The organism is Dehalococcoidia bacterium, assembly GCA_035310145.1.
Taxonomy (GTDB): Bacteria; Chloroflexota; Dehalococcoidia; order CAUJGQ01; family CAUJGQ01; genus CALFMN01.
Genome location: DATGEL010000008.1, coordinates 1 through 23,544, shown reverse-complemented (window position 1 = coordinate 23,544; position 23,544 = coordinate 1). Strand labels below are relative to the sequence as shown.

The window sequence follows — 23,544 nt, the reverse complement described above, 5'->3', positions numbered from 1 at the left end:
CTCCCGCACAACCAGCAGGCAGCGGCGAACCCGCTTTCGTCGTACGGGCCGGCCCTCCGATCGCTTCCGGGGGCAGATGAGCCGGGAAGAAGGTGCCCATGAAACCGGACATCTTACAGGTTCTCCGGGAACGCGTGGTGATCTTCGACGGCGCGATGGGCACGGCGATCCAGGGCTGCGATCTTGGCGACGACGACTTCTGGGGCAAAGACGGCTGCAACGAGCTGATCACCCTTTCGCGCCCCGACGTGCTGCGCGAGATCCACGCCGGCTATCTCGCGGCCGGCGCCGACGTGATCGAGACGAACAGCTTCGGCGGCACGCCACTGGTGCTGGCCGAGTACGAGCTCGCCGATCGCGCCTACGAGCTGAACAAGGCCGCCGCCGAAATGGCGTGCACGCTCGCCGCCGAGTTCAGCACGCCCGACCGGCCGCGCTGGGTTTCCGGCGCGATGGGGCCGGGCACGAAGCTGCCCACGCTGGGGCACGTCAGCTACGACGCCGTCCTCGACGCCTACATGACCCAGGCGCAGGGCCTGCTCGACGGCGGCGTCGATCTCCTGCAGATCGAGACCTGTTACGACCCGCTGCAGGCGAAGGCGGCGCTGGCCGGCGCCCTGCGCGCGATGGAGCGCAGTAAACGGCGCGTACCGCTGATCGTCCAGGTGACGATGGAGCTGACCGGCTCGATGCTCGTCGGCACCGAGATCGGCGCGGCGCTGGCGGCGCTCGATCCCTTCCCGATCGACGTGATCGGCATCAACTGCGCCACCGGGCCGGCCGAGATGAGCGAGCACATCCGCTACCTCAGCCAGCACAGTCGCCGGCCGATCTCCGTGTTGCCGAACGCCGGCCTGCCGATCGTCAACGCCGCCGGCGCGGTCTATCCGCTCACGCCGGACGAGCTGGTGCGCTACCAGCGCATCTTCGTCCAAGAGTTCGGCGTGAGCATCGTCGGCGGCTGCTGCGGCACGACCAACGCGCACGTCAAGGCGCTGGCCGACGCGCTCTGGGGCCATGCGCCCGTGGCCCGCAGCCCGCAGTTCGAGCCGTCGGTCGCCAGCCTTTACACGCCGGTGACCTTGCAGCAGGAGACATCGTTCCTGGTCGTGGGCGAGCGGCTGAACGCCAACGGCTCCAGGCAGTACCGCCAGCTGCTGCTCGCCGACGACTACGACGCGATGCAGGGCATGATCAAGCAGCAGGTGCGCGAAGGGGCGCATCTGCTCGACGTCTGCGTCGACTACGTCGGCCGCGACGGCACGAAGGACATGGACGCCGTCGCCTTCCGCTTCGGTACCCAATCCACGCTGCCGCTGATGATCGACTCCACCGAGGCGGCCGTGATCGAGACGGCGCTGAAGCGGCTCGGCGGTCGCGCCGTGATCAACTCGATCAATCTCGAGGACGGCGAAGCGCGCATGGATCGCGTGATGCCGCTGTCCAGGCAGCACGGCGCCGCCGTGGTCGCGCTCTGCATCGACGAAGAGGGCCAGGCGCGCACCGCCGACTGGAAGCTGCGCGTGGCGCACCGCATCCACGACCTCGCGATCGAAAAGTGGGGGATGCGGCCCCAGGACCTGATCTTCGACACACTGACAATGCCGATCGCCACCGGCCAGGAAGAGGTGCGGCGCGACGGCATCGAGACGATCGAGGCGATCCGCCGCGTCAAGGCCGAGCTGCCCGGCTGCTACACGATCCTCGGCGTCTCCAACATCTCGTTCGGCCTCAAGCCGGCGGCGCGGCAGGTGCTGAACTCGGTCTTCCTGCATTACGCGGTCGAGGCCGGGCTCGATGCGGCGATCGTCAATCCGCAGAAGATCCTGCCGCTGCACCGCATCGATCCGGCGCAGCGCGAGGCGGCGCGGCGACTGGTCTTCGACGAGCGCACCGAAGGCTTCGACCCGCTCACGGCCTTCATCGAGCTGTTCGTCGGCGACGAGGCGCCACGCGAGCGCGGCGCCGAGAGCGGCCTGCCGGTGGAGGAACGGCTGAAGCGGCGCATCATCGACGGCGAGCGCAAGGGCATCGAGAGGGACCTGGACGAGGCGCTGGCCACGCCGCGGCCAACCGGCGCGAGGCCGGAGAACGGAGACAAGCGCCGACGCCAGCCGGCGCCGCGGCCATATCAGGCACTCGAAATCATCAACGAAATCCTGCTGGACGGCATGCGCGTGGTGGGCGAGCTCTTCGCCAGCGGCGAGATGCAATTACCCTTCGTGCTGCAGTCCGCCGAGGCGATGAAATCGGCCGTCGCTTACCTGGAGCCGATGCTGGAGCAAACCGGCGCGGCGGGCCGCGGCACGATCGTGCTCGGCACGGTCAAGGGCGACGTACACGACATCGGCAAGAACCTGGTGGACATCATCCTCTCCAACAACGGCTACACGGTGCACAACATCGGCATCAAGCAGCCGCTGCAGGCCTTCGTCGAGAAGGCCGAAGAGACGCGCGCCGACGCGCTCGGCATGTCCGGCCTGCTGGTGAAATCCACGGTGATCATGAAGGAGAACCTGCTCGAGCTGAACGAGCGCGGCTTGTCCAAATACCCGGTGTTGCTCGGCGGCGCGGCGCTGACCCGCGGCTACGTGGAGAACGACCTCCGCGGCCTCTACAAGGGTCAGGTTTTCTACGGCCAGGACGCCTTCGAAGGACTGCGCACGATGGACGCGATCGTGCGCGGCGAAGGGCATGTGCTGGCGCAGCGCGGCGGCAAGAAAGCGCAGGCCGCCGAGGCGCAACAGCTCGAGGACTACCAGAAGGTCGAGGACCAGAGTGACGAGCGCGAGCGTCGCCTCGAAGAGGCGAAGCGCTTCGTCGCGCCTTCGAGCGTCGGCTGGACGAATCCTGTGCCGCGGGCGCCGTTTTTCGGGGTGCGCGTGGCGCGCGGCATCGGCCTGCACGAGGTCTACGCGCACATCAACGAGATCGCCCTCTTCCGCAGCCAGTGGCGCTACACCAACAGCCGCGGCCTGCCCAAGGGTGAGTACGAAGCGTGGCTCGATGCCGAGGTGCGACCGGTCTACCGCGAGTGGCAGAACCGCTGCATCGAAGAGCAACTCCTGGCGCCACAGGTGGTCTACGGCTACTGGCCCTGCCAGTCGCAGGGCAATGACCTGATCCTCTATGCCGAAGACGGGCGCACGGAGCTGGCGCGCTTCACCTTCCCGCGCCAGCTCGGCGGCAAGCAGCTCTGCCTGGCTGATTACTTCCGCCCCGTCAACTCCGGCGAGCTGGACGTGGTTGCCTTGCACGCGGTGACGATGGGGCCACGAGCGACGGAGCGCGAGCACGAGCTGTTCGCCGCGCGCGAGTACCGCGACTACCTGCACCTGCACGGCATCTCCGTCGAAGCCACGGAGGCGCTGGCCGAACTGTGGCACAAGCGCATCCGCGAGGAACTGGGCATCGCCTGCAACGACGCGGCGGACGTGCGCGGCCTCTTCCGCAAGGAGTACCAGGGCGCCCGCTACTCGTTCGGCTATCCTGCCTGCCCGGAGCGCGAGCACGATGCCGTGCTGGCGCGGCTGCTTGGGCCCGAGCGGATCGGCGCGGCGCTCACCGACGAGTACATGTGGGAGCCGGAGCAGACGACCTCGGCGATCGTCGTCCACCACCCCGACGCGCACTACTTCAACGTGGTGTAGCCGCACGGCGGCTCAGGCCGGCTCGCCGCTCAGCTCGTTCAGCGACAGCAGGCGGGTGCAGGTTTGCTCGTCCAGCGGCACGGCGCGGCCGGACTGCGTGTCCAGCCAGACCCAGTCGTGCTCGATGCGCGCGATCGTGCGCTCGGTGCGCGCCGAGCGCAGGGTGAAGGTCTGGGTGAAGCCCTCCGCCTGCGCCGCCGGGGTGGTGACCTCCACGATCGCGCCGTCCTGCCAGGGCAGCGGGCGCAGGTACTCGGCCCGCGTGCGCACTTCGACCGCGACGATGTGCGCGGGCTTGCTGATGCCCGCCGCCAGCTCGCCCGCCGCGTAGGCCAGCTCGGTGAGGGCCAGCAGCACGCCGGCGTGCACGAAGCCGGTGGCGGCGTAGCAATCGGTGTGCCGGGTGGGAAAGCGCACCGAGAAGGGCATACGGCGCTCCGGCGAATTTGGATCGCTCGCAGCGAGCGATGCCGTAAGCGTAGCGCGTTATGTGCCGCGCAGGCTCGGGTCGAGCACGTCGCGCAGGGCGTCGCCGATCAGGCTGAGCGAGAGGATGAGCAGCGAGATCGCCACACCGGGCACGATCGAGAGATACGCATAACCGTACAGATACTGGAAGGCGTACTGCAGCAGCGAGCCCCAGCTCGGCGTGGGCGGCGGTACGCCCAGTCCCAGGAAACTGAGCCCCGATTCGGCCAGCACGGCGAAGCCGACGCCGAGGGACAGCGAGACGATCACCGGCGCCGTGCAGTTGGGCCAGACATGCCGGAACAAGACCCGCAACGGGTGTGCGCCGATCGTGCGCGCCGCCAGCACGTAGTCGAACTCGCGCACGGCCAGCACTTGCGAGCGTACCAGCCGCGCGAGGAAGGCGATACCGCCGATGCCGATCGCGATCACGAGCGTATGCACGCTGCGGCCGAGCGCCGCGAGCAGGCCGAGCGCGAGCACGAGCTGGGGAATCGAGAGCAGCGCCTCCACACAGCGCATGATCACGTCGTCCACGACGCCGCGCACGAAGCCGGCGACGAGGCCGAGCAGCACGCCAACCGTCCCGCCAAGCGCCGTGGCGACGACGCCGACGCCCAGCGAGACGCGGGCGCCGTACAGCATGCGGCTCAACTGATCGCGGCCCAGCACGTCGGTGCCGAGCAGGTGCCTCCAGGACGGCCCCTTCAAGAAGGCGCCGGGATTCGTGTTCGTCTGGTACGGGTCGTACGGCGCCAGCAGCGGCGCGAAGATCGCGCAGACGGCGAAGAAAACGACGATGAAGACACTGGCCGCGATGATCGGATCGCGCAACAGGCGCAGCCAGGGACGCAGCCGGGGTGAGAGCCGCCAGCCGCCCGCAAGGACGGGCTGGACCGCCAGCGGCTCCGATGATGTGGTCATGCGCGATCTCCGCCGGGGAGAGTCGACGTTTAGACGTTTACTTGAAGCGAATGCGCGGATCCAGCACAGAGTAGATCAGGTCGGTGAGCAGGCTGGTCACCAGGACGCAGGTCGCCACCAGCAGCACGTAGCCCTGGACCACGGGAAAGTCCTTGTCGGTGAAGCCCTGGATCACATAGCGGCCGATGCCGGGGATGGCGAAGATCTGCTCGATGATCAGCGCACCCGCCAGCAGGAAGCCGATCTGCAGGCCGATGATCGTCGCCACCGGCAGCATCGCGTTCTTCAGCGCATGCAGCCAGATCACGCGCCGCCCCGGCAGCCCCTTGGCCCGCGCCGTGCGCACGTAGTCGGCGCGCAGCACCTCGAGCAGCGACGAGCGCACGAAGCGCGTCAGCCCGCCGATACTGCCGGAGCTGAGCACGAACGCGGGCAAGATCAGCAGCTTGATCGCCTTCAGCGGGTTGGTCGTGATCTCCGTGAAGCCCGAGGCCGGCAGCCAGCGCAGCTTCACCGCGAATAAGATGATCAGCAGGATCGCCAGGAAAAAGCCGGGGATCGAGACCGCCGCGATCGAGAACACCGTGATCGCCCGGTCCAGCGGCGAGTTGCGGAAGAGCGCGGCGGTGATCCCCAGCGGAAACGCGACGGCGATGCCGATGATCAGCGCGGCGAGGCCAAGCTGCAGCGTCACGGGAATGCGCGCCCGTAGCTCTTCCGTCACCGGACGCTGGCTCTTAATCGACTTGCCGAAGTCCCCGTGCAGCGCATGCTGCAACCAGATCGCGTACTGCACGGGGATCGGGTCGTCCAGGTGGAACTCCTTGCGGTACTGGCGGATCACGCTCGGCGCCAGCTCCTGCCCGCCGCTCGACCCGATCAGGGCGTACACCGGGTCGCCCGGAATCAGTTGCTCCAAGAAGAAGACGAAGAACGTGATCAGCAGCAGCACCGGGATCGCCTGCAGCAGCCGCCGGGCGATGTAGGCTTGCATGGCGTCAGCTCTTGATCCACAGGAACTGCAGCCTGGCCACACCGATGTCCGGCCAGGCCTCGATGCCGCCGACGTTCTTGCGGAAGGCAGCATACGGCGTGGAGAGCACCATCGGCACAAAGAAGCACTGCTGATTCAGGATCACGTCGCTGATCTGCCCGTAGAGCTGCTTGCGCTGGTTCGTATCGAAGGACTGCCGTGCCTTCGCGATCATGGCGTCGAGGCCGGGCGCCACCTCGTGCTTCATCGGATTGTAGACAGAGTTCCCCTGGTAGATCAGCGTGGACTCGACGTTCGGCTCGTAGTCGGTGCCGCCCCAGGCCGTGGAGTAGACCGCGAACTTGCCGTTCTGGAAGAAGTCGTTGGTCGCCGCGCCGACATCTTCGATCACGATGTTCGCGTTGATGCCGATCTCCTTCAGGTTTGCCTTGTAGAGCTCGGCCTGCTGGTTGATGGTCGGCGAGTTGTAGACGACCATGTCGACGTTGAAGCCGTTCGGCTGGCCGCCGTCTGCCAGGAACTTCTTCGCCTGCGCTACGTCGAAGGCCGGCCGCCCCGGCGTGTCCTGGTAGGCCCAGCCGCCCGGCGTGATCATCGCATCTTTGGCGATCTGATACTTGCCAAAGTAGATTGTGTTGTTCACCGCGCCCGCATCCAGCGCGAAGGTGAACGCCTTGCGCAGGTTCACGTTGTTGAGCGGCGCCTTGTCGGTGTTGAAGACGATCACGGAGGCGACGGCGCTACCCGGAATGCCCTGCACGACCTGCAGGTTCGGGTCTTTGCCGGCCGGGTCCAGCAGGTTGAGCGAGCCGATGCCGGTGTAGTCCACCGTGCCCGACTGGATGTTGGCGAACTGCGTGTTCGGGTCCGGGATCACGGTGATCGTGACCTGGTCCAGGTATGGTAGCTGCTTGCCGGCGCCGTCCTTCATCCAGTAGTTCGGGTTCTTCTTGACGGTGACGTGGCTGCCCGTCACCCACTCGCCGAAGGTAAACGGCCCGGTGCCGACGGGGTTCGATTTGAACTTGTCGCCGAACTTCTCCACCGCCGTGCGCGACACGGGCACCGCGGTGTAGGCCGCGAGCGAGTTGAAGATCGCGGCGTTCGGCTGCTTCAGCACCATGCTGACGGTCATCGGATCGGGCGTATCGATGTGGTCGATGTCCGCCAACTGGCCGAGAGAGACGCCCTTGTTCGTCGGATCCTGCAGGCGCTTCATATTCCACTGATAGTTCGCGGCGTCGAAGTCCGAGCCGTCGTGGAACTTCACGCCCGGCCGCAGGTGGAAGGTGAGATGCGTCGGATCGACGATCTCGAACTTCTGGGCGAGCGAGTGGTCGAGGTCGAGCCTGAAGTGGCGGATGGCGACGAAGAAGTCGTACATCGCCTCGCCGTACACGTAGTCTCTGCCGGAGATCGCGTTGAGCGGGTCGAGCGTGGTCGGTTCGAGCCCGGTGGCGAGGTTGAGCTTACCGCCCGGCTGGCCGTTCGCCAGCGGGATGGCGGTCGTCTGCGGCACCGGCAGCGCCAGGGCACCGCCCGCCTGGGCGGTGCCTTGCAGCGGTGCCAGCCCGCCCGTAACGGTCGATGTCCTGGCTGGGGCCGCGCCCGTGGCGGCCCCTCCGGCCGACGGCGCCGTGTTGCCCGCGTTCGACGTCTTGTTGTTGTTCGAGGAGCTGCAGGCCGCGTGGAAGGCGGCCAGTCCGCCCGCCAGGCCGAGGACGCCGCCGCGCAACATGTGCCGGCGGTTGACGCGCCGCTGCCAGTAGCCATGCCAGTGTCCGGGGCCGTCGCTCATCGCCTGCCTCCCCAACGGACCTGCTGGTCCTGTTCGCCGCTCGGCGACCGGCCGTACTTGCCGGTCTTGACTAGCGAGTTTAATCTCAACGATTAGAACGTCAAGAAGCATGATACGGCCGTGAAGCTGAGACACGTCGCGTGGCGGCTGCGGAAGGCGGTGGCCGCCGTGCGCGGTGGCTGGCAGCACGGCCTCGGCAGTTGGGCAACCAGCCGGGATCCGGTCGTGCCGCGTGCGCGGGCGCCGAGGGTGCTACGCTGCATTGCAGCGAGCTTGCAAGACGCGGCGACTGGTGCGGGCATGCGGAAGGATCGATTCCAGATAGGGGCAAAACCGGCGCGGGTTCCCGCTTGTGGGTGTGCGATCGTGCTGGAACGCCGGTCTTGCACCCATGTCCAGGGGGACAGTCGATGAGCGGTCCGAGCGGTCTGCGCGGCCATCGCATCCAGAACGTGGAGAAGGCTGAGGGGCGCCGGCGTGAGATCCTGGTCGCCGCCGCCGCCGTCTTCGCGCGCGACGGCTACGCCAGCGCCTCGCTCGACGACGTGGCCGCCAAGATCGGCGTTACCAAGGGCGTGATCTACTACTACTTCCGCAGCAAAGAGGAGATCTTCACCGAGATTCGCGCCACCGCCATCCGCGACGCCATCGAGCGGCTCGAAGCGATCATCGCCGCGGGTGGGGCCGCGGAGCCGATGCTGCGCGCCGCAATCCGCGACCTGGTGGACCACATTTTCGACGACCTGGACCGCTACGCGAACATCCTCAACGCCCAGCGGCTGAGCCCCGAGAGCCACGCCACCATCCGCGGCTTGCAGCGGCATTACGAGCGCTTGATCCGCGAAATCGTCGTGGAAGGCATCCGCACGGGCGCCTTTGCCGATCGTGACCCAAGGGTCACGGCCTTCACCCTACTGCGCGCCTGTCTCGGCACCGCCGGCTGGTATGCTGCCGATGGACCGCTGTCCGCCGACTTGGTGGCAACGCAGGTCACGGAGCAGGTGGTGAGCGGCGTGTTGAGGCGGGAGGGATAGCGTGGCTCGCGTGGCGAACTGCCGCGGGTTCAGCGGCTGGAGGCTCGTGCAGCGTGCCCATACCCGTGCGGCCCTGCCGGCGAGCGTAGGCTCGCGGATCGGCGGCGCATGAGCGCGGCTGCCGGACCGCTGCGCGGCTTGCGTGTGCTCGACGCCTGCGACGCGTTGGCGGTCTACGCCACGAAGCTGCTGCTGAACCTGGGCGCCGAGGTGATCCGTTTGGAGCCGCCCACCGGCGACCCTATGCGGCGCTTCCCGCCGCTGATCGACGGCATCAGCGCCTACTTCGAGCATTTCAACGCTGGCAAGCGCAGTATCACGCTCGATCTCACCACTGCGGCGGGCCTCGCCTGGCTCGAATCGCTCGTAGCGTCCTGCAACGCGGTGCTGGAGTCCGGACAGGCGGCGGAACTGCTGAGCAGCCGCGCAGGGCGCGAGCGGCTGACTCGCGCGCGGAGGGACCTGGTGCTTGTCAGCGTCACGCCGTTCGGGCTGCACGGGCCGAAGGCCGAGCAGCGCGGCGGCGACCTGATCGCCGCGGCGGAAAGCGGTCTACTGGCGCTGAACGGCCGGCCCGACGCGCCGCCCTACCGTCCGGGCGGGGAACAGGCGGCGCACATGGCCGGGCTGCTGGCGGCGAACGCGGCGCTGCTGGGTCTGTTCGAGCAGCAGTGCAAGGGCCATGGCTGTCACGTCGAGGTTCCAGTCAATTTCGCCGCCGCCCTCAGCACGCTGCAAACCGCCAACGCCAACTACTACACCTGGCACGGGCGCGTGCCTCAGCGCCGCGGCCTGGGCCTCTCGGGCTACCGCTCGCTCTTCCGCACACGCGACGGCTGGGTCGTGCTGATCGCCCTGCCCGGTCAGTGGTCGAAGCTCGCCGGGCTGCTGGAGGAGCACGGCGCGGCCGGCGACCTGGCCGAGGCAGGGTATGACGACGCCGAGCAGCGCCTGGCACGGGCCGAGCACATCAACGAGCTGATCGGGGCTTTTACTTCACGCTTCGGCAAAGAGGAACTGCAAACCCTGACTCAGCGCGCTGGTGTAGCCTGCACGCCCGTGAACAGCGTTGCCGACCTCGCCGCGGACCCGTTTTTGCAGCAGCGCGGCTTCTTCCGGCAGGTAGCGCATCCGGGCTGGGAGCGCACGGTCGCCTATCCGGCGCCACCCTGGCACTTCGGCGAGCGCGCGATCGGCACGCAGCAGCCTGCGCCGGCGACTGGCGCGGACAACCGTGCAATCTGGGTCGAGGAGCTGGGCATGGATGCGGTGACGTTGGCTGAACTCTGCGACGGCGCGGCCGGATGAGCGGGCGGGACGCGGCCTGGCTGCCGCTGCGCGGCGTGCGCGTGCTCGACTTCACCTGGATGATCGCCGGCCCGCTGGGCACGCGGCTGCTCGCCAACTTCGGCGCCGACGTGATCAAGGTCGAGTCCTACAACCGCGTGGACCGCATCCGCGAGACGGGGCCGCATCCGGACGGCCCATGGAGCTACAACGAGGACGGCTCCTTCAACGACGTGAACCTCAACAAACGCAGCCTGCTGCTCAACCTGAATCTGCCCCGCGGGCGGGCGCTCGCGCGGCAGCTCACGGCGGTGGCCGACGTCGTGATGGCCAACTTCACCGGCGACCGGCTGGACCGCTGGGAGCTAGGATTCGCGGACCTCGCAGCCGTGCGCCCGGACATCATCGTGCTCAACATGCCGGTGTTCGAGAGCCAGGGCGAGCGGCGGCGCTGGGGCGGCATCGGCACGCACATCAACGGCCTCGCCGGCATCAGCAGCCTTTCCGGCTACGAGGGCGACCCGCCCTTCGGCCTCGGCCCGCTCTATCCCGACTTCAGCGGCAACCCGTTCCACGCCACCTCGGCGATCCTTGCCGCGCTGATCGAGCGCGACCGCGGCGCCGGCGCCCAGTTCATCGAGATCAGCCAGTACGAATCGACGGCGAGTCTGCTCGGTCCAGCGCTGCTGGCCCACTCCGTCGCAGGCAGCGAGCCGCAACGCCGCGGCAACCACTCCGACCGCGCCTGCCCGCACAACGTCTACCCAGTGCAGGGCGAAGACCGCTGGATCGCGATCGCCGTTGAGAGCGACGGTGAATGGGCGGCGCTGTGCCGGGCGCTGGGCCAGGAGGCATGGTGCACGGACCCACGCTTCGCCTCGTTGCCGGCGCGGCTCGCCAACGAGGCCGCCCTGGACGAGCTGATCGCGGCCGACACGAGCGACTGGACCGCCGCCAGGCTTGCCGCGCATCTGCAAGCGGCCGGCGTGCCCGCCGCGCCGGTCAGCCGACTGGACGAGGTGCTGGCTGACCCGTGGTATCGCCGCGAGTACTTTTACGAGCAGCGTGGGCCGGAAGGCTGTGTCTTCACCACGCACGGCGAACCCATTCGCCCCGCCGGCGAGCAGCAGCCGGCGCTGCGCGCCCCGCTCATGGGCGAACACACCGACACGATCGTACGAGAGCTGCTCGGCCTGGACTCAGCCACGGCCGATGCGCTCTACGCAGACGGCACGCTGGGCTGAAGCGCTGTTACGCCTCTGGCACGAGCGGCAGCGTGATCGTGAAGACGCTGCCTTCGCTGGGTCGCGATTCCACCGCCAGCGTGCCGCCGTGCGCCCGCACGATCTCGTGCGCCACGTAGAGGCCGAGGCCGAAGCCTGTCAGCCCCCGATCCACGTTGCGGGCGCGGTGGAACGGCTCGAAGATCAGCGGCTGATCTTCTGCCGGGATGCCGATGCCCTCGTCGCGCACCGCGAGCGCGGCCGCCCCGTCGCTCTCGGCCACCGTCACTATGATCGGTGAAAGCGGCTTCGAGTATTTGCGCGCGTTGCCGATCAGGTTGGCGAGCACCTGTTCCAGGCGGTCGGCGTCGGCGCTCACCAGTGGTCCCGCCGCGGGCGCAAGCACGGTGATCGGGTGCTCGCTTGTCGCGGCCGCGCGTTCGATCTCGACGGCGCGGCGGACGAACTGCCCGAGGTCCAGCGGCTGCGGCTCGATCACGAACAGGCCACGGGTAAGGCGAGAGGCATCGAGCAGTTCGCCGACCAGCCGCGTCAGCCGCGCCACCTGGCGGATCGCCACCTCCAAGCCGCCGGCGATGCTTTCCGCCGGCGCCTGGCGCTCCAGCCTGCGGCGCGTGACCTCCAGATAGCCCTGCAGCGAGGTGAGCGGCGTGCGCAGCTCGTGCGAGGCCGCGGCGAGGAAGGTGTCGCGCAGCGCGACGGCCCGGCGCAGCTCTTCCTCGACCTGGCGGCTATCTGTAACGTCGTGCAGCACACTGATCACGATCTGGCTCTGGTTGAGCGCATCGTCCACCGGCGTCGAGGCGATCGACACCCAGCGCTCCGTGCCCGTCTGCCGGTTGCGCAGCCCGAGCGTGAGCGGCGGCACCTCCTCGCCGCGCAAGACGCGCCGGCCGGGCAGCAGCTCCGGCGGGAAAGGCTGGCCGGACTCGTCCAGCAGGTCAATGCGGGCCGCGAGATCGCGCGGCCGGGCGGCGATCAGCGCCCGCGTGGATTCGAAGCCGCAGAGCTGCGCCGCCACCCGATTGGCGTAGAGGATGTGGCCGGCGCTGTCCTGCACCATGATGCCGTCGATCAGGTGCTCAAACACCATCGCAAGGCGCATGCGTGCGCCGAGCATCGCCTGTTCGGTGCGGTACGGCTCGCTTGTCTGGCCGAAGGCAGAAAGGGCCAACAGCAGTGCCGGCGCCGCGGGCAAGCCAGCGAGGCCGGCGGCGGTGACATGAACGCCGCACCATGATCCGTCACGCCGGCGCATGCGTATGCTCAGCGCGCGCGTGGCCCCGGCACGGTCCGCCAGGTTGGTCAGGAGGGCCGCAACGCGCTCGCGATCGTCGGAGTGCACGAGCGTCAGCAGCTCCGGTGGAAGCGCGTCCCCGTCGGCGTAACCGAGCAGGCCGCGCGCCGCGGGGCTGCTGACCTGCAGGCGTCCGTCACGATCGAGGACGATCAGTGCCGCCGCAACCTGCCCCGCGGTGGCGAGCGCTGGTGATTCGGACACGATCAGACCCCCGGCACGGCCGCACGGCCCGCACGCAGCATAACGCACCCGGCCGGCGGCAGCGCGGCCAGGCGGATTATGAGCAGTAGCCGGAGATCAACGCGTGCGGGAGGCCAACGGCAGTAACCATTGCGCCGATCCCGCGTTTGAAGCGACGGAGCCTCCGCGAAAGCGCCGTAGCCGTGAAGGAAAGCGTGTGGAGGGAATGCCAGCCTTGATCCTCGTCGTCGATGATGACCCCGACATCCGCGCCCTTGTCCACATGATTCTCGAAGAGGAAGGCTACGTCGTGATGGCCGCCGGCGACGGGCGCGAGGCGCTGGCGCAGGTGCAGCAGCAGCAACCGTCGCTCATCTTGCTCGACCTGAACATGCCGGTGATGTCCGGCTGGGAGCTGCACGACGAGCTGCGTTCCCGCGAGATCGGCGTGCCGGTGGTGTACATGACCGCCGCCCAACGCGCCCGCGCCGAGGCCGAGCTGCACGGCGCCCAGGGCTTTCTCGCCAAGCCCTTCGGCCTGCACGAGCTGCTGCAAACAGTCGAGCAGTTCGTCGCCTGAGGCCCCTTGCCCACGGAGCGGGCTCAGACCGAGCCGGAGCGCCCCAGCCGCGCGCGGAGGTAGAGGCCGTGTTCGGCAATGTAGGCGGCCACGGAATCCGGCACCAGGTAGCGCAGCGAGCGGCCCGCGGCGACCCGGCGGCGCAGATCGGTGGAACTGATCGCCAGCGCCGGCATCTCGATCCGTTCGCAGGCGTCCGCCAGGCCGGGAATCCGCCGATCAAGCGACGCCAGCTCATGCGCCGGCAGCTCCCCGCGCGCGGCCACCGCCAGCTTCGCCAGCCTGACGAGGCGCTGCGGCTGCCACCAGTTGGGCAAGTCCTGCAAGGCGTCGCTGCCCAGGATGAAGTGCAGCGTGACGCCCGCGCCCAGCTCCGCGCGCAGCGCCTCCAGGGTCAACGTCGTGTAGGTGGGGCCAGCCTGCTCCAGCTCCACGGTCGAAACGTCGAACGCCGGGTTGCCGGCCAGGGCCAACCGCACCATCGCCAGGCGGTGCGCGATCGGCGTGATACGGCGGCCCGACTTGCGCCAGGGGCGCGGAGCCGGCACAAACAGCACCCGCTGCAGGCCAAGCTGCTCGCGCGCCTCTTCCGCCAGGCGCAGATGCGCCAGGTGAATCGGGTCGAAAGTGCCGCCCAGCACGCCGATCTGCAGACGCTGCCCGCTCATCTCTTGCAGCTTAGTGGCGAATCGGCGCTGACAATAGCGCGCGGCTTGCCGCCCGGCGGCGCGGCGGCTAGGGTATGCGGGGCGCAAGAACCGTACGCGGCTCGCGGGAGGAACACACGATGGCGGAGCGGGCGCGGCCCTTCTGGAACAGCGAGCCGGCGAAAGGCCCCGCTGGCACGTTCCACGTCGTCGTCACGCGACTGCCGGCCGGCCTCGGCGGCCGCCGCGACCTCTACTCCGCGACGCTCTTCCGCAAAACTGAGACCGGAGAGGAGGCGGTCGAAACCGATTTCTGGCAGCATTCGGCCCCGCCGCACGACGCCGACAAGCTCGCCTTTCGCGAGCGGGCGCGACGCGCCGCCGCGCAGACCGCGGCGGCAGGCTGAAGCGCAGATGCCCGCGCCTCCACGACCCTTGCAACGATCGCGGTGGGCCAATCGTCCTCTGAGCAGGATTGGCCGCCTAGCGAGGGAGCGCGAGCGATGCGAATCGATGGCCGGCGCCGGCTGCTCAGCCGCATTTTCCTGTTCGTGGGAGCGTTATCGCTGGGGTTGGTGTTGCCCGCCGCCGGTGCGGGCAGGGCGGCGCCCGCGGCTGGAACGCTGCACACGCTCACGCTCGCGGACAACGGCGCCACCGTCGGCGTGGCACTCGGCGACCGCATCGAGCTACGGCTGGACGTTAACTTGAACTGGACCGTGTCCGTGACCGATACGACCGTGCTGCGCCGGCCGCCGGGAATCGCCCTGGTGCGCGAAGTACAGGGGCTGTGGGACGCGATTGCGCCGGGCAGCGCGACGATCAACGCTACCGGCGATGCGCCGTGCCGTATGTCGAGACCTGCCTGCACCGTGCCCTCGCTGCTCTTCAGCGCGACGATCACCGTCGGCGGCGCGCCGCCGCCGCAGCCCGGCGGCGGTACGGCGACCTATCCCCCCGGCTGGAACATCGTCGGCGCGCCCGACGGCACCATCTTGCCCGTGGACGCCTGGACCTGGGACCCGCTGCGCGGCCAGTACAGCAGCCTGCCCGCCGGCACGCCTCTCCTGGGCGGGCATGGCTACTGGGCCTATTTCACCGCGCCGCAGAACGTGCCGCTGGCCCCGGGCGGCGCCGGCTCTGCACAGATTGCGGCGCCGGCCGGAGATTGGGTGCTGATCGGCGATCCCAGCGCCGCCAGCGGCGCCACGATCGCCGGCGCGGACGCGGTGTATACCTACGACCCGGCCGCCGGCGTCTACAATCTGGCGAACTCGTTGGGGCCGGGCGGCGGCGCCTGGGCCATCTCTGCCGCGGGCGGGACGTTCGTGATCGCGGCGCAGCCGCCCGCGCCGCCGCCGAATCCACGGGCGGGCGGCGTGGCGCCGCACCAGGGCCAGTCACCCGCCGCACAGGAGGCTCGATGAGGCAGGGCGCGCCCACTCACACGGGCCGGCCGGAGGTAAAGCACGGGGGCAGGACGCCCGACAATGGCACGCGCGCCCCGCCCCATGGCGCCTCGTGCACGCCTGAACCGGCGGCCGAGGCGTTATGCAATAAAGAATCTTCTCAAGTTTTTCTGAAATGGGCCCGAAGTAGTAGCGCTCCCGATAGTCCGTGCGTTACACTTCCGGCGAGTTCTCGGAGGTGATCCCGATGAGGAAAGCACTGGCATGGCTCACGCAGCACCGGCGCGTTTCGATCGCCGGAGCAGCAGTGGTGGCGATCGGAGCCACGGCGCTGATTGGCGGCCGCCTGAACAGCGTGAACGGCCAGACGTGCGGCACGGTCAACGTTCCTTGTATCGTCATCGCTCCCACCGTAGTGACGACGACGACGGCAACGGCGACCACCACGACGACGACCACGACGGCCGCCACGCAGCCGACGACGGTGCCTACCAGCACCACGGCGCCCAGCAACCCGCCGCCGCCGCCCCCACCGCCCACGCGGGTGACCACGCCGCCACCGCCGCCCTCACGGACGACGACGCCTACCGTCAACCTGCCGGCAAGCGCCACGCCGGTGAGGCAGGGCGCCGTCGCGCAGAAGCCGGCGGCCGCAGCTCCGGCGCCGCGTGTTGCGGTCGCCCTGCCGAACACCGGCTCCGGCACCGAGAGCGGCGCCGCTGCCGACCTTGCCCTGCCGCTTGCGCTCATCGCCCTCAGCCTCGGCGGCGCCGGCATCGTGGCTCTGCGTCGCGCCTCCCGCTAACGGGCGCCCGTAGACCGAACAACCCCAACCCTTCGCGTGGACCCACCGCCGCTCGGATGAGCGGCGGTGGGTTGGCGCGCCTGAATCGCGGGCGGACGGCCGTGACCAAGCGACGGGCGAGCACCGGCGGCGCCGGCCTCAGGGCGAGTCCAGCAGCTCCACCGCGTCGCCGCACTCGACCACGCCGGGGCGCAACACCGAAGCGTAGACGCCGACGCAGTTCGCGTGCGAGCCTGCCACGGTGCGCAGCACGGCCGGATCCGGTTCGGCGCTGTCCGGATCGAGATTGATCATCATGCAGCGCTGGTCCGGCTCGGTGACGGCCAAGCGCAGATCCGGCCCCACCCCGAGGATCCGCCCGACCCACTCGCTCTCCGGCACCGCCGCGCCATCCGGCTCGAGGTAGAAGTTGGCGCGGAAGCGGCGCGGATCGAGCGCGGCGCCACGCTCGGCCGCCAGCCGCCGTGCCATGCCGAGATCGAAGATGGATACCTGCGCCACGTCGAAGCTGCCGCGGTAGTCGCGCAGCAAGAAGAGCGGCCCGCCGTAGGCGTGTTCCAACTCGCGGCGCAATTCGTCCCCGACCACCGGCAGGTCGCGGCCGTCCGGCGTGCGCACCAGGAGCGCCGGCTCGCGTCCGCGGCCATCGAAGCCGTCGGCGTAGCGCGGCTGATGCAGCAGCAGGCCGGCCAGCTCGCGGCCGGTCAGCCAGGGAAACTGGCTGCGCGACCCTGCCTGCACGAAGGCATACCTCCGGTCGCCCGGAAGACCTTGCAGCCCCACCGGGGTTTGCGCCAGCTCCTCGCCGCGCATCGATTTCACCGGATAGCGAAAGATCCGCGCCACCATGCCGATTCGCATCGCCAGCTCCTTCGCCGCGATCTGTGCCTACGGTAGCAGACCGGCGGCCGGCTGGCGGCGCCCCGGTGTTGCGCCAGGACCAGGATGCAGGCCGGCCGCGGCGAGGTGTGTGCCGCGCCCCGCGGCTGAAACACTACTCGAAGACGCCCGCGGCCGTGAGATCGGCGATCGCGTCGTCGTCGAGGCCAAGGATCTCGTGGCAGATGGCGTGCGTATGCTGGCCGAGCGCCGGGCCGGCGCGGCGCGGCCGCGCGGGCGTCTCCGACAGCTTCCAGGCCGGCGCGTCGTAGGCGTGCGGCCCCATCACCGCGTGATCAAGCGTCCACCAGTGGCCGCGGTGAAGAAGCTGCGGGTCGCTGAACAGCTCTTCGCAGGTCTGCACCGCGCCGGCGGGCACGCCGGCGGCCTGCAGCGCCGCCATCGCCTCGTGGGGCGTGCGCCCGAGCGTCCAGGCCGCGATCGCAGCCGCGATCTCGTCGGCGCGGGCACGCCGGCCGGCCTCGTCCTGCAACGCCTCGGCCCGCGCCCAATCCGCGCGGCCGATCGCACGCGCGAGCGCCGCCCATTCGCCCGCATCACGCACGGCGATCGCCACCCAGCGATCCGCGGCCGTGTCATCGCCCGCGCAGGGGAAGACGCCGTGCGGTGTCAGTTCCGCGTCGTCGTTGCCGCCGCGCCGCAGCGCCTGGCCGTTAGCGCCGTAATCGAGCAGCGCCGGCCCCAGGATCTGCATCGCCGCTTCCACCTGCGACTCATCCAAGAACTGGCCCTCGCCGGTGCGGTCGCGATAGTCGAGCGCCGCTACCAGCGCCGTGTACAAGAACCAGGGCGCGACGAAGTCGGTGTAGGCCCCGAAGATGCCGGCGGGGGGGCGATCGGGCCAACCGGTGAGCGCGTGGAAACCGGCGGTGGAGGCGCCGTGCTGGCCATAGCCGCCGAAGTCGCGGTACGGCCCCGTCTGGCCCATCTGCGTCGTGCTGTACATCAAGATCTCCGGCTTCACCCGGCGCAGATCCTCGTAGCCCAACCCCAGCTTCGCCAGCGAGCCGGGCGTCATACTGTCCGTGACGATGTCCGCCCAGCGCACGAGGTGCAACGCCAGCTCGCGCGCCCGCGGCAGGCGCAGATTGAGCGCCAGGCCCAGCTTGTTGGTGTTGTACACCGCGCCAAAGGCGCTGCGGTCGAGGCCGGGCTGGCCGTCGCGGAAGGGCGGCGCCAGCCGCAACGTATCGGGCCGCGTGCTCGACTCGACGCGTATCACCGTGGCGCCGAAGTCGGCCAGGTGCCGCGCAATGATCGGCCCGACGCCCACCCAGGCGAAGTCGACAACCTTGACGCCCGCGAAGGGCATGCCGTCCGGTGGCGCGAACAACGAAGCTTCGGACATCAGAACCCTATCCTCGGAAGCGTGCCGCCGCCCACGAACGACGCCTCACACGATGCCCGCCGCGCACAGGTCGCGCAGCTCGCCGTCGCCGAGGCCGAGCAGGCCGCCGTAGACTTCGCCGTTCTGCTGACCGGGCAGCGGCGCCGGCCGCGGCGCCGTCCAGGGCGTGCGCGAGAGCCGCACCGGCGCGCCGGGAAAGCGCAGCGTGGCGCCGAGATAGTCGTGCGGGACGTCCATCCAGTACTCACGGGCGGCGAGCTGCGGGCTCGCGGCCACATCGGGAATCTCGTTCACGGCTGCGAGCTGGATCGACCGCGCCAGGCTGCCCTCAAACAGCTCGCGCTTACTCTTGCCGGCGAAGAAGGCGAGGAAGGGCACGCTCAGCCGATCGTACGTCTGCTGGTCCATCGCCGCGGCGCTGAGCTGCGGCCAGTCAACCTCCGTGGGAGCGTCGGCCATGCCCTCGTCGGCCATCCAGCGCACCAGCGCCCGTGTCGAGGCCAAAGTGCCCGCCGCCTGCCCGCCGCTCAGCGACCAGAGTACAAAGCCGTCCTTGCAGGGCCAGAGCACCCGATGCACGAGCGTGCTGCCGTCGAGGCGATGGGCGGTGCGCACAGCGCCGCCGCGCTGCGAGTTGACGTGAGAGATATCCCAGACCTGCGCGGCGATCATCAGCGTCCAGGTGACGCACTCCTGCGCGGCGATGTCCACCACCTGGCCGCGGCCGCTGCGCTGCCGTGCGTAGTGCGCGGTCAGAGCGCCAGCCGCGGCATGTACGCCGGCCAGCAACTCGGTCTGCGGCGCCGTGGGCCGCGTGGGGGCGCGGTCGTCGTCGCCGTCCAGGTAGAGCTGGCCACCCAGCGCCCAGGCGATGAGATCCGTGGCCTGGAAGTCGCGGTACGGGCCGCTCTGGCCAAATGGACTGATATGCACGATCACCAGCGCTGGATTCACGGCCAACAACGACTCGTCGGCAAGGCCGAGCGCCGCGAGCCTGCCCGGCGGCAGCGACTCGAAGAGGAAGTCGGAGACGGCGGCGAGGCGCAGCAGCAGCTCGCGCCCGCGCGCGGCCTCGAGATCGAGCGTGACTCCGCGCTTGCCGGCGTTGGCGAAGATCCACGACAGGCTGCGCTGCGGATGCGGCGTGTTCTGGAAGAAGGGCCCGTGCGCCCGCGCTGGGTCGCCGCCCGGCTGCTCGATCTTGATCACGTCGGCGCCGAGGCCGGCGAGCACGCGACCGCCCAGCGCGCCCAGCGCCCCGGTCAGATCCAGCGCCCGAAACGGCGTGAGCGCGGCCGGCGTTTCGCTCATCGCGCGTTCACCTGGCGGAAGGCAGCGGCCAATGTATGCCGCCTGCTCATTCGACGACGCGCCACTGCACGAGCGTGAAGTCTTCGTCCGGGTGGTCCTCGAACACGGCCTCGACCGCGCCGCCGATCTCGACCTGCTGCATCGGGTCGCCGAGCAGGTTGCCGACCATGCGCACGTTGTCCGCGTCCGGCAGCTCGACCAGCACGACGAGATAGGGGCAGGCTTCTCTGAGGGCGGGGTGCACCGGGTGCCAGACGCGCTCCCAGCTGAAGATGCGGCCACGCCCCGAGACGCGCTCCCAGCGCAGATCGAAGGAGCGGCAGCGGTAGCAGATGAACTCCGGTCCCCACTGGAAGCCGTTGCAGGCGTTGCAGCGCTGCACCAGCAGCTCATGCCGGTTGGTAGCCTCCCAGTACGGCGCGTCCAGCCCGTCGGGCGAAGGCCGCGGCGCCGGCAGCCCCGCCGGCAAATACGCTTCCCGAACCGTGTCCGTGGTCATGAGTACTTCCTTATGTCTCCTGAACTCATCGCGCATCACCGCGCCACGAGTCGCGCCCGCCGGCGCAAAGGACGCATATCACGCGCCCCGACAGTTGTCCGCTAACCCGACGCCCTTCAGAACGCTCTACGCCGGATCGCCCTTCTCCTTCTCCCAGGATTGGGAGAGGGAGAAGGGCCGTCGAACCGACGTGAGGATGAGGGCCGCTCCCCCTCACGCCCGCAGGATCAGGCTGCTTACCGGCGAGACCATCGGCCCGGAGGCGACGAGCGAGATCTGGCAGTTCGGCACCTGGCAGGTCGAGGTGCCGCGGATCTGCCGCACCGCCTCGGTGATCAGCTCCAGGCCGTGCATGTAGCACTCGGCTAAATTCCCGCCGCTGGTGTTGATCGGCAGCTTGCCGTTGGGCCAGGTCAGGTTCTCCACCGTGCAGAACTCGTTCGCCTCGTCTGGCGAGCAGAAGCCGTGCTCCACCAGGCTCATCAGCACACCGCCGGTGAAGTTCTCGTACACCTGCGCCACCTGCACGTCCTTGGGCTCGATGCCGGCCAGCTGGTAGAGCAGCGGCGCCACACCCTTGAAGTTGCTGGTGCCGTAGTCGGGCGCATTGTGTGCCGCCGCCCCCTGGCGGAAGAACGAGCCCTGCGCGGCCGCCATGATGATCGCCGGTTTGTGCTTGAGGTCGCGGGCACGCTCGGGCGTGGTGATCACCACGGCGGCGGCGCCGTCGTTCTCCTGGCAGCAGTCGAACAGGCGGAAGGGCTCCACGATCCAGCGGGAGTTGTCGTAGTCCTCGCGCGAGAGCGGCCGGCCGTACATCACCGCCCGCGGGTTGAACTGCGCGTGGTGATACGAGGCGAGCGAGATTGCCGCCAGCGCGTCGTGGCCGATGCTGTGGTCGTACATGAAGCGATGCACGCGCATGGCGAAGCTCTGCGCGGGCGAAAGCAGGCCATAGGGCTGCGTGTAAGACATCGGATAGATCGTGACCTTGGACTGCGAGCCCTGGCCGAAGCGCCCGAACTGCCCCTGCGCCAGCGAGCGATAGGCCACCACGTACTTCGCGTAGCCCGCGGCCACCGCGGCCGCGGCATTGCCCACCGCACCCGAGCCACCGCCGCCGCCGCCGCCCCAGAACATGTTGGAGAAGCCGATCGACGGCAGGCCCAGCGCCGCGGCCAGGCGTGTTGGGTCGTTGCGGTCGTTGCTGTAACTGGCGAAGCCGTCGATGTCTTCGACCTTGAGGCCTGCGTCCTCGATCGCCAGCAGGATCGCTTCTAACGCGAGCTGGAACTCGGGTGTCGGCGCGGCGCCGCGCTTGTAATAGCGCGTCTCGCCGATGCCGACGATGGCGGTCTTGTCCCGGATGGTCGGCTCGGCCATTCGTTCCCCCGTCTCGTCTCTGCCGCTTCACGCAACCTCGCCGCCCGGCGGTCGGCGGGTCCGGCTTGAACGGTACGGTTTGCGCGCGGATTCCGCAAGCGCCTGGCCTCACCCCCTGGCCCCTCTCCATGGAATGGAGAGGGGGAAGCCGTGGAATGGAGAGGGGGCCAGGGGGTGAGGGGGAAGCTGCGCTGCTGCACTGTTGGATGAGAGGGGAAGGCGGGCGTTCAGGCGCTCCAGGCAGCGCGCAGGGCGTTCGCGGTGGCGTGGTTGGCCGGGAAAAACGACTCAATCGAGAGCTCGGCCGCGGTGATCTCGATGGCGGTGCCGAAGGTGGCGATCGTGCTGAAGAAGGTCAGCTTCGAGGTAGCGGAGGCGCGCAGGACCAGGGGCACGAACAGCATCGTTCCCGTCCCGTGCGGTGCAGGCCCTTCGTCGCCCGGATAGCCCCGCAGCTCGCGTTCGAGCGCGGCAAGCTCGGCGTCGGCGCTGAGCATCACCTGGCGGTGCAGGCGGTCGAGCAGGTGCGACCGGTACTCACCGAGATTGACGATCTGCGGCGCGAGTCCGTCGGGGTGCAGCGTGGCGCGCAGGACGTTGACCGGCGGTGTGAGCAGCGCGGGCGCCACGCCGGAGCTCATGATCGCCAGCGAGGGCCGGTTGGCGGAAACCAGATTCCAGTGGCGGTCGACGACGATCGCGGGGAACGGCTCGTGGCCGGCGAGGATCTTGTCGAGCGCCTCGCGCACCGGCGTCATCTCTACGGTTTCGAGCGCCGACTGGCGATAGACCGGCGCATAGCCGGCAGCCAGCAGCAGCGCGTTGCGCTCGCGCAGCGGAACCTCAAGCTGCTCGGCGAGGTGCAAGACCAGTTCGCGGCTGGGCCGCGACCGCCCCGTCTCCACGAAGCTCAGGTGCCGCGTCGAAACCTCAGCCTCGACGGCGAGATCGAGCTGGCTGAGCCGGCGCCGCTGGCGCCAGTCGCGCAGCAGCCCGCCCACACCGCCGTCCGCGATTACCGCATTCATCGCGTCCATCGTAGCGCAGGGACGGCCGCAGGTCCGTTACCTCGCGGATAATGGCCGCCGCTCGCGTGCAGCTTGCCCGTCGCGGCGCGTCAGGCGGACTTCGCGCCGGTGTAGACCACTTCGAAGAGGACGCGATCCGGCGACTCGAACATCACCTGGTAGTAGGTCTGATCTTCGCTCTGGGCGAACTCCGGACGGTGGCGCGGCGTCTCGAACAGCAGCGGCACCTTGCGCTCTCGCAGGTAGGCGACGACGGTATCGACGTCCTTCTGCGCGGACGGCGCGATCGCGAGGTGGTTCACGCCAGGACCGTCGTAGTCGTTGGCGACGGGCTTCGCCTGGCCGGCGAACCAGAGGCTGCTGCCATTCTTGTCGCCGGCGCCGAGCATGCCCTCGTCGTCGTAGAGCACCTGCCACTGCAACAGGGCCAGCAGGTCGCGGTAGAACGGCAGGTTCGCCTGTTGGACATTGATCTGGACGTGCGAGAGGTTCGATTCCACGTTGCTGCCCTTTCACCGGCGTGGGGCGGTGCCCCGCCGCCGCGCCCGGCCACACGACGGCCTGTTACGCAATAATAGAACATGTATTCTGAGCCGTCAAGCGCGCGGCCGCAGCGGGTGTGCCCAGAAGTTGTGGAAGCACGGTGCAGGGATGAGACGGAGGCGAGGCGTGGCGATGCAGTAGGGTAACGAGGAAAACAGAGCGACCGACCGTAGTGAGGACGGTCGGTCGCGCAGGAAGGGGCCGATGACTTC

General features: G+C 69.2%; 21 protein-coding genes. 8 read left to right on the top strand and 13 right to left on the bottom strand.

The window, feature by feature from the left end; translation table 11 throughout:
- Positions 1 to 98: 98 nt before the first annotated feature.
- Positions 99 to 3,650, top strand: a complete 3,552-nt coding sequence (gene metH, locus VKV26_01575) for a methionine synthase (GenBank protein HLZ68575.1) — start codon at positions 99 to 101, stop codon at positions 3,648 to 3,650.
- Positions 3,651 to 3,662: 12 nt separating this feature from the next.
- On the opposite strand, the gene VKV26_01570 is transcribed toward metH, so the two are convergent.
- The 4 genes from VKV26_01570 to VKV26_01555 are packed head-to-tail and all read right to left on the bottom strand — an operon-like array spanning position 3,663 to position 7,834.
- On the bottom strand, positions 3,663 to 4,079 hold the full coding sequence (locus VKV26_01570) for a thioesterase family protein (protein ID HLZ68574.1): 417 nt from the start codon (positions 4,077 to 4,079) through the stop codon (positions 3,663 to 3,665).
- 57 nt (positions 4,080 to 4,136) lie between these two features.
- Positions 4,137 to 5,042 carry an ABC transporter permease gene (locus VKV26_01565; protein ID HLZ68573.1) on the bottom strand — a complete coding sequence of 302 codons (906 nt, stop codon included), beginning with the start codon at positions 5,040 to 5,042 and terminating at the stop codon, positions 4,137 to 4,139.
- Between the two features lie 37 nt (positions 5,043 to 5,079).
- On the bottom strand, positions 5,080 to 6,036 hold the full coding sequence (locus tag VKV26_01560) for an ABC transporter permease (protein HLZ68572.1): 957 nt from the start codon (positions 6,034 to 6,036) through the stop codon (positions 5,080 to 5,082).
- Between the two features lie 4 nt (positions 6,037 to 6,040).
- Entirely contained in the window at positions 6,041 to 7,834 is a 1,794-nt protein-coding gene (locus VKV26_01555) for an ABC transporter substrate-binding protein (protein HLZ68571.1), read from the bottom strand.
- Positions 7,835 to 8,244: 410 nt separating this feature from the next.
- Here VKV26_01555 and VKV26_01550 point away from each other — a divergent pair, with 410 nt between their 5' ends.
- The 3 genes from VKV26_01550 to VKV26_01540 all read left to right on the top strand — a co-directional run bounded on the left by VKV26_01550 (position 8,245) and on the right by VKV26_01540 (position 11,399).
- The gene (locus tag VKV26_01550; protein HLZ68570.1) at positions 8,245 to 8,868 is read left to right on the top strand and encodes a TetR/AcrR family transcriptional regulator; all 624 of its coding nucleotides are present in this window, start codon (positions 8,245 to 8,247) and stop codon (positions 8,866 to 8,868) included.
- Between the two features lie 108 nt (positions 8,869 to 8,976).
- Positions 8,977 to 10,176 (top strand): CoA transferase, encoded by a 1,200-nt coding sequence (locus VKV26_01545; GenBank protein ID HLZ68569.1) that lies wholly within the window; start codon positions 8,977 to 8,979, stop codon positions 10,174 to 10,176.
- Complete coding sequence (locus VKV26_01540) at positions 10,173 to 11,399, top strand: CoA transferase (GenBank protein HLZ68568.1); 1,227 nt, start codon at positions 10,173 to 10,175, stop codon at positions 11,397 to 11,399. The genes VKV26_01545 and VKV26_01540 overlap by 4 nt, the downstream gene beginning before the upstream one ends.
- 7 nt (positions 11,400 to 11,406) lie before the next feature.
- On the opposite strand, the gene VKV26_01535 is transcribed toward VKV26_01540, so the two are convergent.
- Positions 11,407 to 12,900, bottom strand: coding sequence for an ATP-binding protein (locus VKV26_01535; protein HLZ68567.1), 1,494 nt, complete (start codon positions 12,898 to 12,900; stop codon positions 11,407 to 11,409).
- 205 nt (positions 12,901 to 13,105) lie between these two features.
- On the opposite strand from VKV26_01535, the gene VKV26_01530 reads away from it, so the two are divergent.
- Positions 13,106 to 13,459: a response regulator gene (locus VKV26_01530; protein HLZ68566.1), complete on the top strand. Its 354-nt coding sequence runs from the start codon at positions 13,106 to 13,108 to the stop codon at positions 13,457 to 13,459.
- 23 nt (positions 13,460 to 13,482) lie between these two features.
- Here the strand turns inward: VKV26_01530 and nadD are convergent, their stop codons facing one another.
- Positions 13,483 to 14,127: a nicotinate-nucleotide adenylyltransferase gene (gene nadD, locus VKV26_01525; protein HLZ68565.1), complete on the bottom strand. Its 645-nt coding sequence runs from the start codon at positions 14,125 to 14,127 to the stop codon at positions 13,483 to 13,485.
- A 119-nt stretch (positions 14,128 to 14,246) separates the two neighbouring features.
- Here nadD and VKV26_01520 point away from each other — a divergent pair, with 119 nt between their 5' ends.
- The 3 genes from VKV26_01520 (at position 14,247) to VKV26_01510 (ending at position 16,320) form a co-directional block, all read left to right on the top strand.
- Positions 14,247 to 14,513 (top strand): hypothetical protein, encoded by a 267-nt coding sequence (locus VKV26_01520; GenBank protein ID HLZ68564.1) that lies wholly within the window; start codon positions 14,247 to 14,249, stop codon positions 14,511 to 14,513.
- 96 nt (positions 14,514 to 14,609) lie between these two features.
- Positions 14,610 to 15,533 (top strand): hypothetical protein, encoded by a 924-nt coding sequence (locus tag VKV26_01515; protein ID HLZ68563.1) that lies wholly within the window; start codon positions 14,610 to 14,612, stop codon positions 15,531 to 15,533.
- Between the two features lie 229 nt (positions 15,534 to 15,762).
- Entirely contained in the window at positions 15,763 to 16,320 is a 558-nt protein-coding gene (locus VKV26_01510) for a hypothetical protein (protein HLZ68562.1), read from the top strand.
- Positions 16,321 to 16,458: 138 nt separating this feature from the next.
- On the opposite strand, the gene VKV26_01505 is transcribed toward VKV26_01510, so the two are convergent.
- From VKV26_01505 to VKV26_01475, 7 genes are all read right to left on the bottom strand, one after another.
- Positions 16,459 to 17,181 (bottom strand): MOSC domain-containing protein, encoded by a 723-nt coding sequence (locus tag VKV26_01505; protein HLZ68561.1) that lies wholly within the window; start codon positions 17,179 to 17,181, stop codon positions 16,459 to 16,461.
- A gap of 133 nt (positions 17,182 to 17,314) precedes the next feature.
- Entirely contained in the window at positions 17,315 to 18,568 is a 1,254-nt protein-coding gene (locus VKV26_01500; GenBank protein ID HLZ68560.1) for a CoA transferase, read from the bottom strand.
- A 45-nt stretch (positions 18,569 to 18,613) separates the two neighbouring features.
- Positions 18,614 to 19,879, bottom strand: coding sequence for a CoA transferase (locus VKV26_01495; GenBank protein HLZ68559.1), 1,266 nt, complete (start codon positions 19,877 to 19,879; stop codon positions 18,614 to 18,616).
- 46 nt (positions 19,880 to 19,925) lie between these two features.
- On the bottom strand, positions 19,926 to 20,378 hold the full coding sequence (locus VKV26_01490) for an OB-fold domain-containing protein (protein HLZ68558.1): 453 nt from the start codon (positions 20,376 to 20,378) through the stop codon (positions 19,926 to 19,928).
- A gap of 213 nt (positions 20,379 to 20,591) precedes the next feature.
- Complete coding sequence (locus tag VKV26_01485) at positions 20,592 to 21,761, bottom strand: acetyl-CoA acetyltransferase (protein ID HLZ68557.1); 1,170 nt, start codon at positions 21,759 to 21,761, stop codon at positions 20,592 to 20,594.
- 227 nt (positions 21,762 to 21,988) lie between these two features.
- Entirely contained in the window at positions 21,989 to 22,789 is an 801-nt protein-coding gene (locus VKV26_01480) for a helix-turn-helix transcriptional regulator (protein ID HLZ68556.1), read from the bottom strand.
- 89 nt (positions 22,790 to 22,878) lie between these two features.
- Positions 22,879 to 23,289: a hypothetical protein gene (locus VKV26_01475; protein HLZ68555.1), complete on the bottom strand. Its 411-nt coding sequence runs from the start codon at positions 23,287 to 23,289 to the stop codon at positions 22,879 to 22,881.
- Between the last annotated feature and the right edge of the window lie 255 nt (positions 23,290 to 23,544).

Excerpts from the sequence above, each read along its gene's own strand:
- metH (HLZ68575.1), top strand. The coding sequence starts at position 99 with ATGAAACCGGACATCTTACAGGTTCTCCGGGAACGCGTGGTGATCTTC.
- VKV26_01570 (HLZ68574.1), bottom strand. The coding sequence starts at position 4,079 with ATGCCCTTCTCGGTGCGCTTTCCCACCCGGCACACCGATTGCTACGCC.
- VKV26_01565 (HLZ68573.1), bottom strand. The coding sequence starts at position 5,042 with ATGACCACATCATCGGAGCCGCTGGCGGTCCAGCCCGTCCTTGCGGGC.
- VKV26_01560 (HLZ68572.1), bottom strand. The coding sequence starts at position 6,036 with ATGCAAGCCTACATCGCCCGGCGGCTGCTGCAGGCGATCCCGGTGCTG.
- VKV26_01555 (HLZ68571.1), bottom strand. The coding sequence starts at position 7,834 with ATGAGCGACGGCCCCGGACACTGGCATGGCTACTGGCAGCGGCGCGTC.
- VKV26_01550 (HLZ68570.1), top strand. The coding sequence starts at position 8,245 with ATGAGCGGTCCGAGCGGTCTGCGCGGCCATCGCATCCAGAACGTGGAG.
- VKV26_01545 (HLZ68569.1), top strand. The coding sequence starts at position 8,977 with ATGAGCGCGGCTGCCGGACCGCTGCGCGGCTTGCGTGTGCTCGACGCC.
- VKV26_01540 (HLZ68568.1), top strand. The coding sequence starts at position 10,173 with ATGAGCGGGCGGGACGCGGCCTGGCTGCCGCTGCGCGGCGTGCGCGTG.
- VKV26_01530 (HLZ68566.1), top strand. The coding sequence starts at position 13,106 with ATGCCAGCCTTGATCCTCGTCGTCGATGATGACCCCGACATCCGCGCC.
- nadD (HLZ68565.1), bottom strand. The coding sequence starts at position 14,127 with ATGAGCGGGCAGCGTCTGCAGATCGGCGTGCTGGGCGGCACTTTCGAC.
- VKV26_01520 (HLZ68564.1), top strand. The coding sequence starts at position 14,247 with ATGGCGGAGCGGGCGCGGCCCTTCTGGAACAGCGAGCCGGCGAAAGGC.
- VKV26_01515 (HLZ68563.1), top strand. The coding sequence starts at position 14,610 with ATGCGAATCGATGGCCGGCGCCGGCTGCTCAGCCGCATTTTCCTGTTC.
- VKV26_01510 (HLZ68562.1), top strand. The coding sequence starts at position 15,763 with ATGAGGAAAGCACTGGCATGGCTCACGCAGCACCGGCGCGTTTCGATC.
- VKV26_01505 (HLZ68561.1), bottom strand. The coding sequence starts at position 17,181 with ATGCGAATCGGCATGGTGGCGCGGATCTTTCGCTATCCGGTGAAATCG.
- VKV26_01500 (HLZ68560.1), bottom strand. The coding sequence starts at position 18,568 with ATGTCCGAAGCTTCGTTGTTCGCGCCACCGGACGGCATGCCCTTCGCG.
- VKV26_01495 (HLZ68559.1), bottom strand. The coding sequence starts at position 19,879 with ATGAGCGAAACGCCGGCCGCGCTCACGCCGTTTCGGGCGCTGGATCTG.
- VKV26_01490 (HLZ68558.1), bottom strand. The coding sequence starts at position 20,378 with ATGACCACGGACACGGTTCGGGAAGCGTATTTGCCGGCGGGGCTGCCG.
- VKV26_01485 (HLZ68557.1), bottom strand. The coding sequence starts at position 21,761 with ATGGCCGAGCCGACCATCCGGGACAAGACCGCCATCGTCGGCATCGGC.
- VKV26_01480 (HLZ68556.1), bottom strand. The coding sequence starts at position 22,789 with ATGAATGCGGTAATCGCGGACGGCGGTGTGGGCGGGCTGCTGCGCGAC.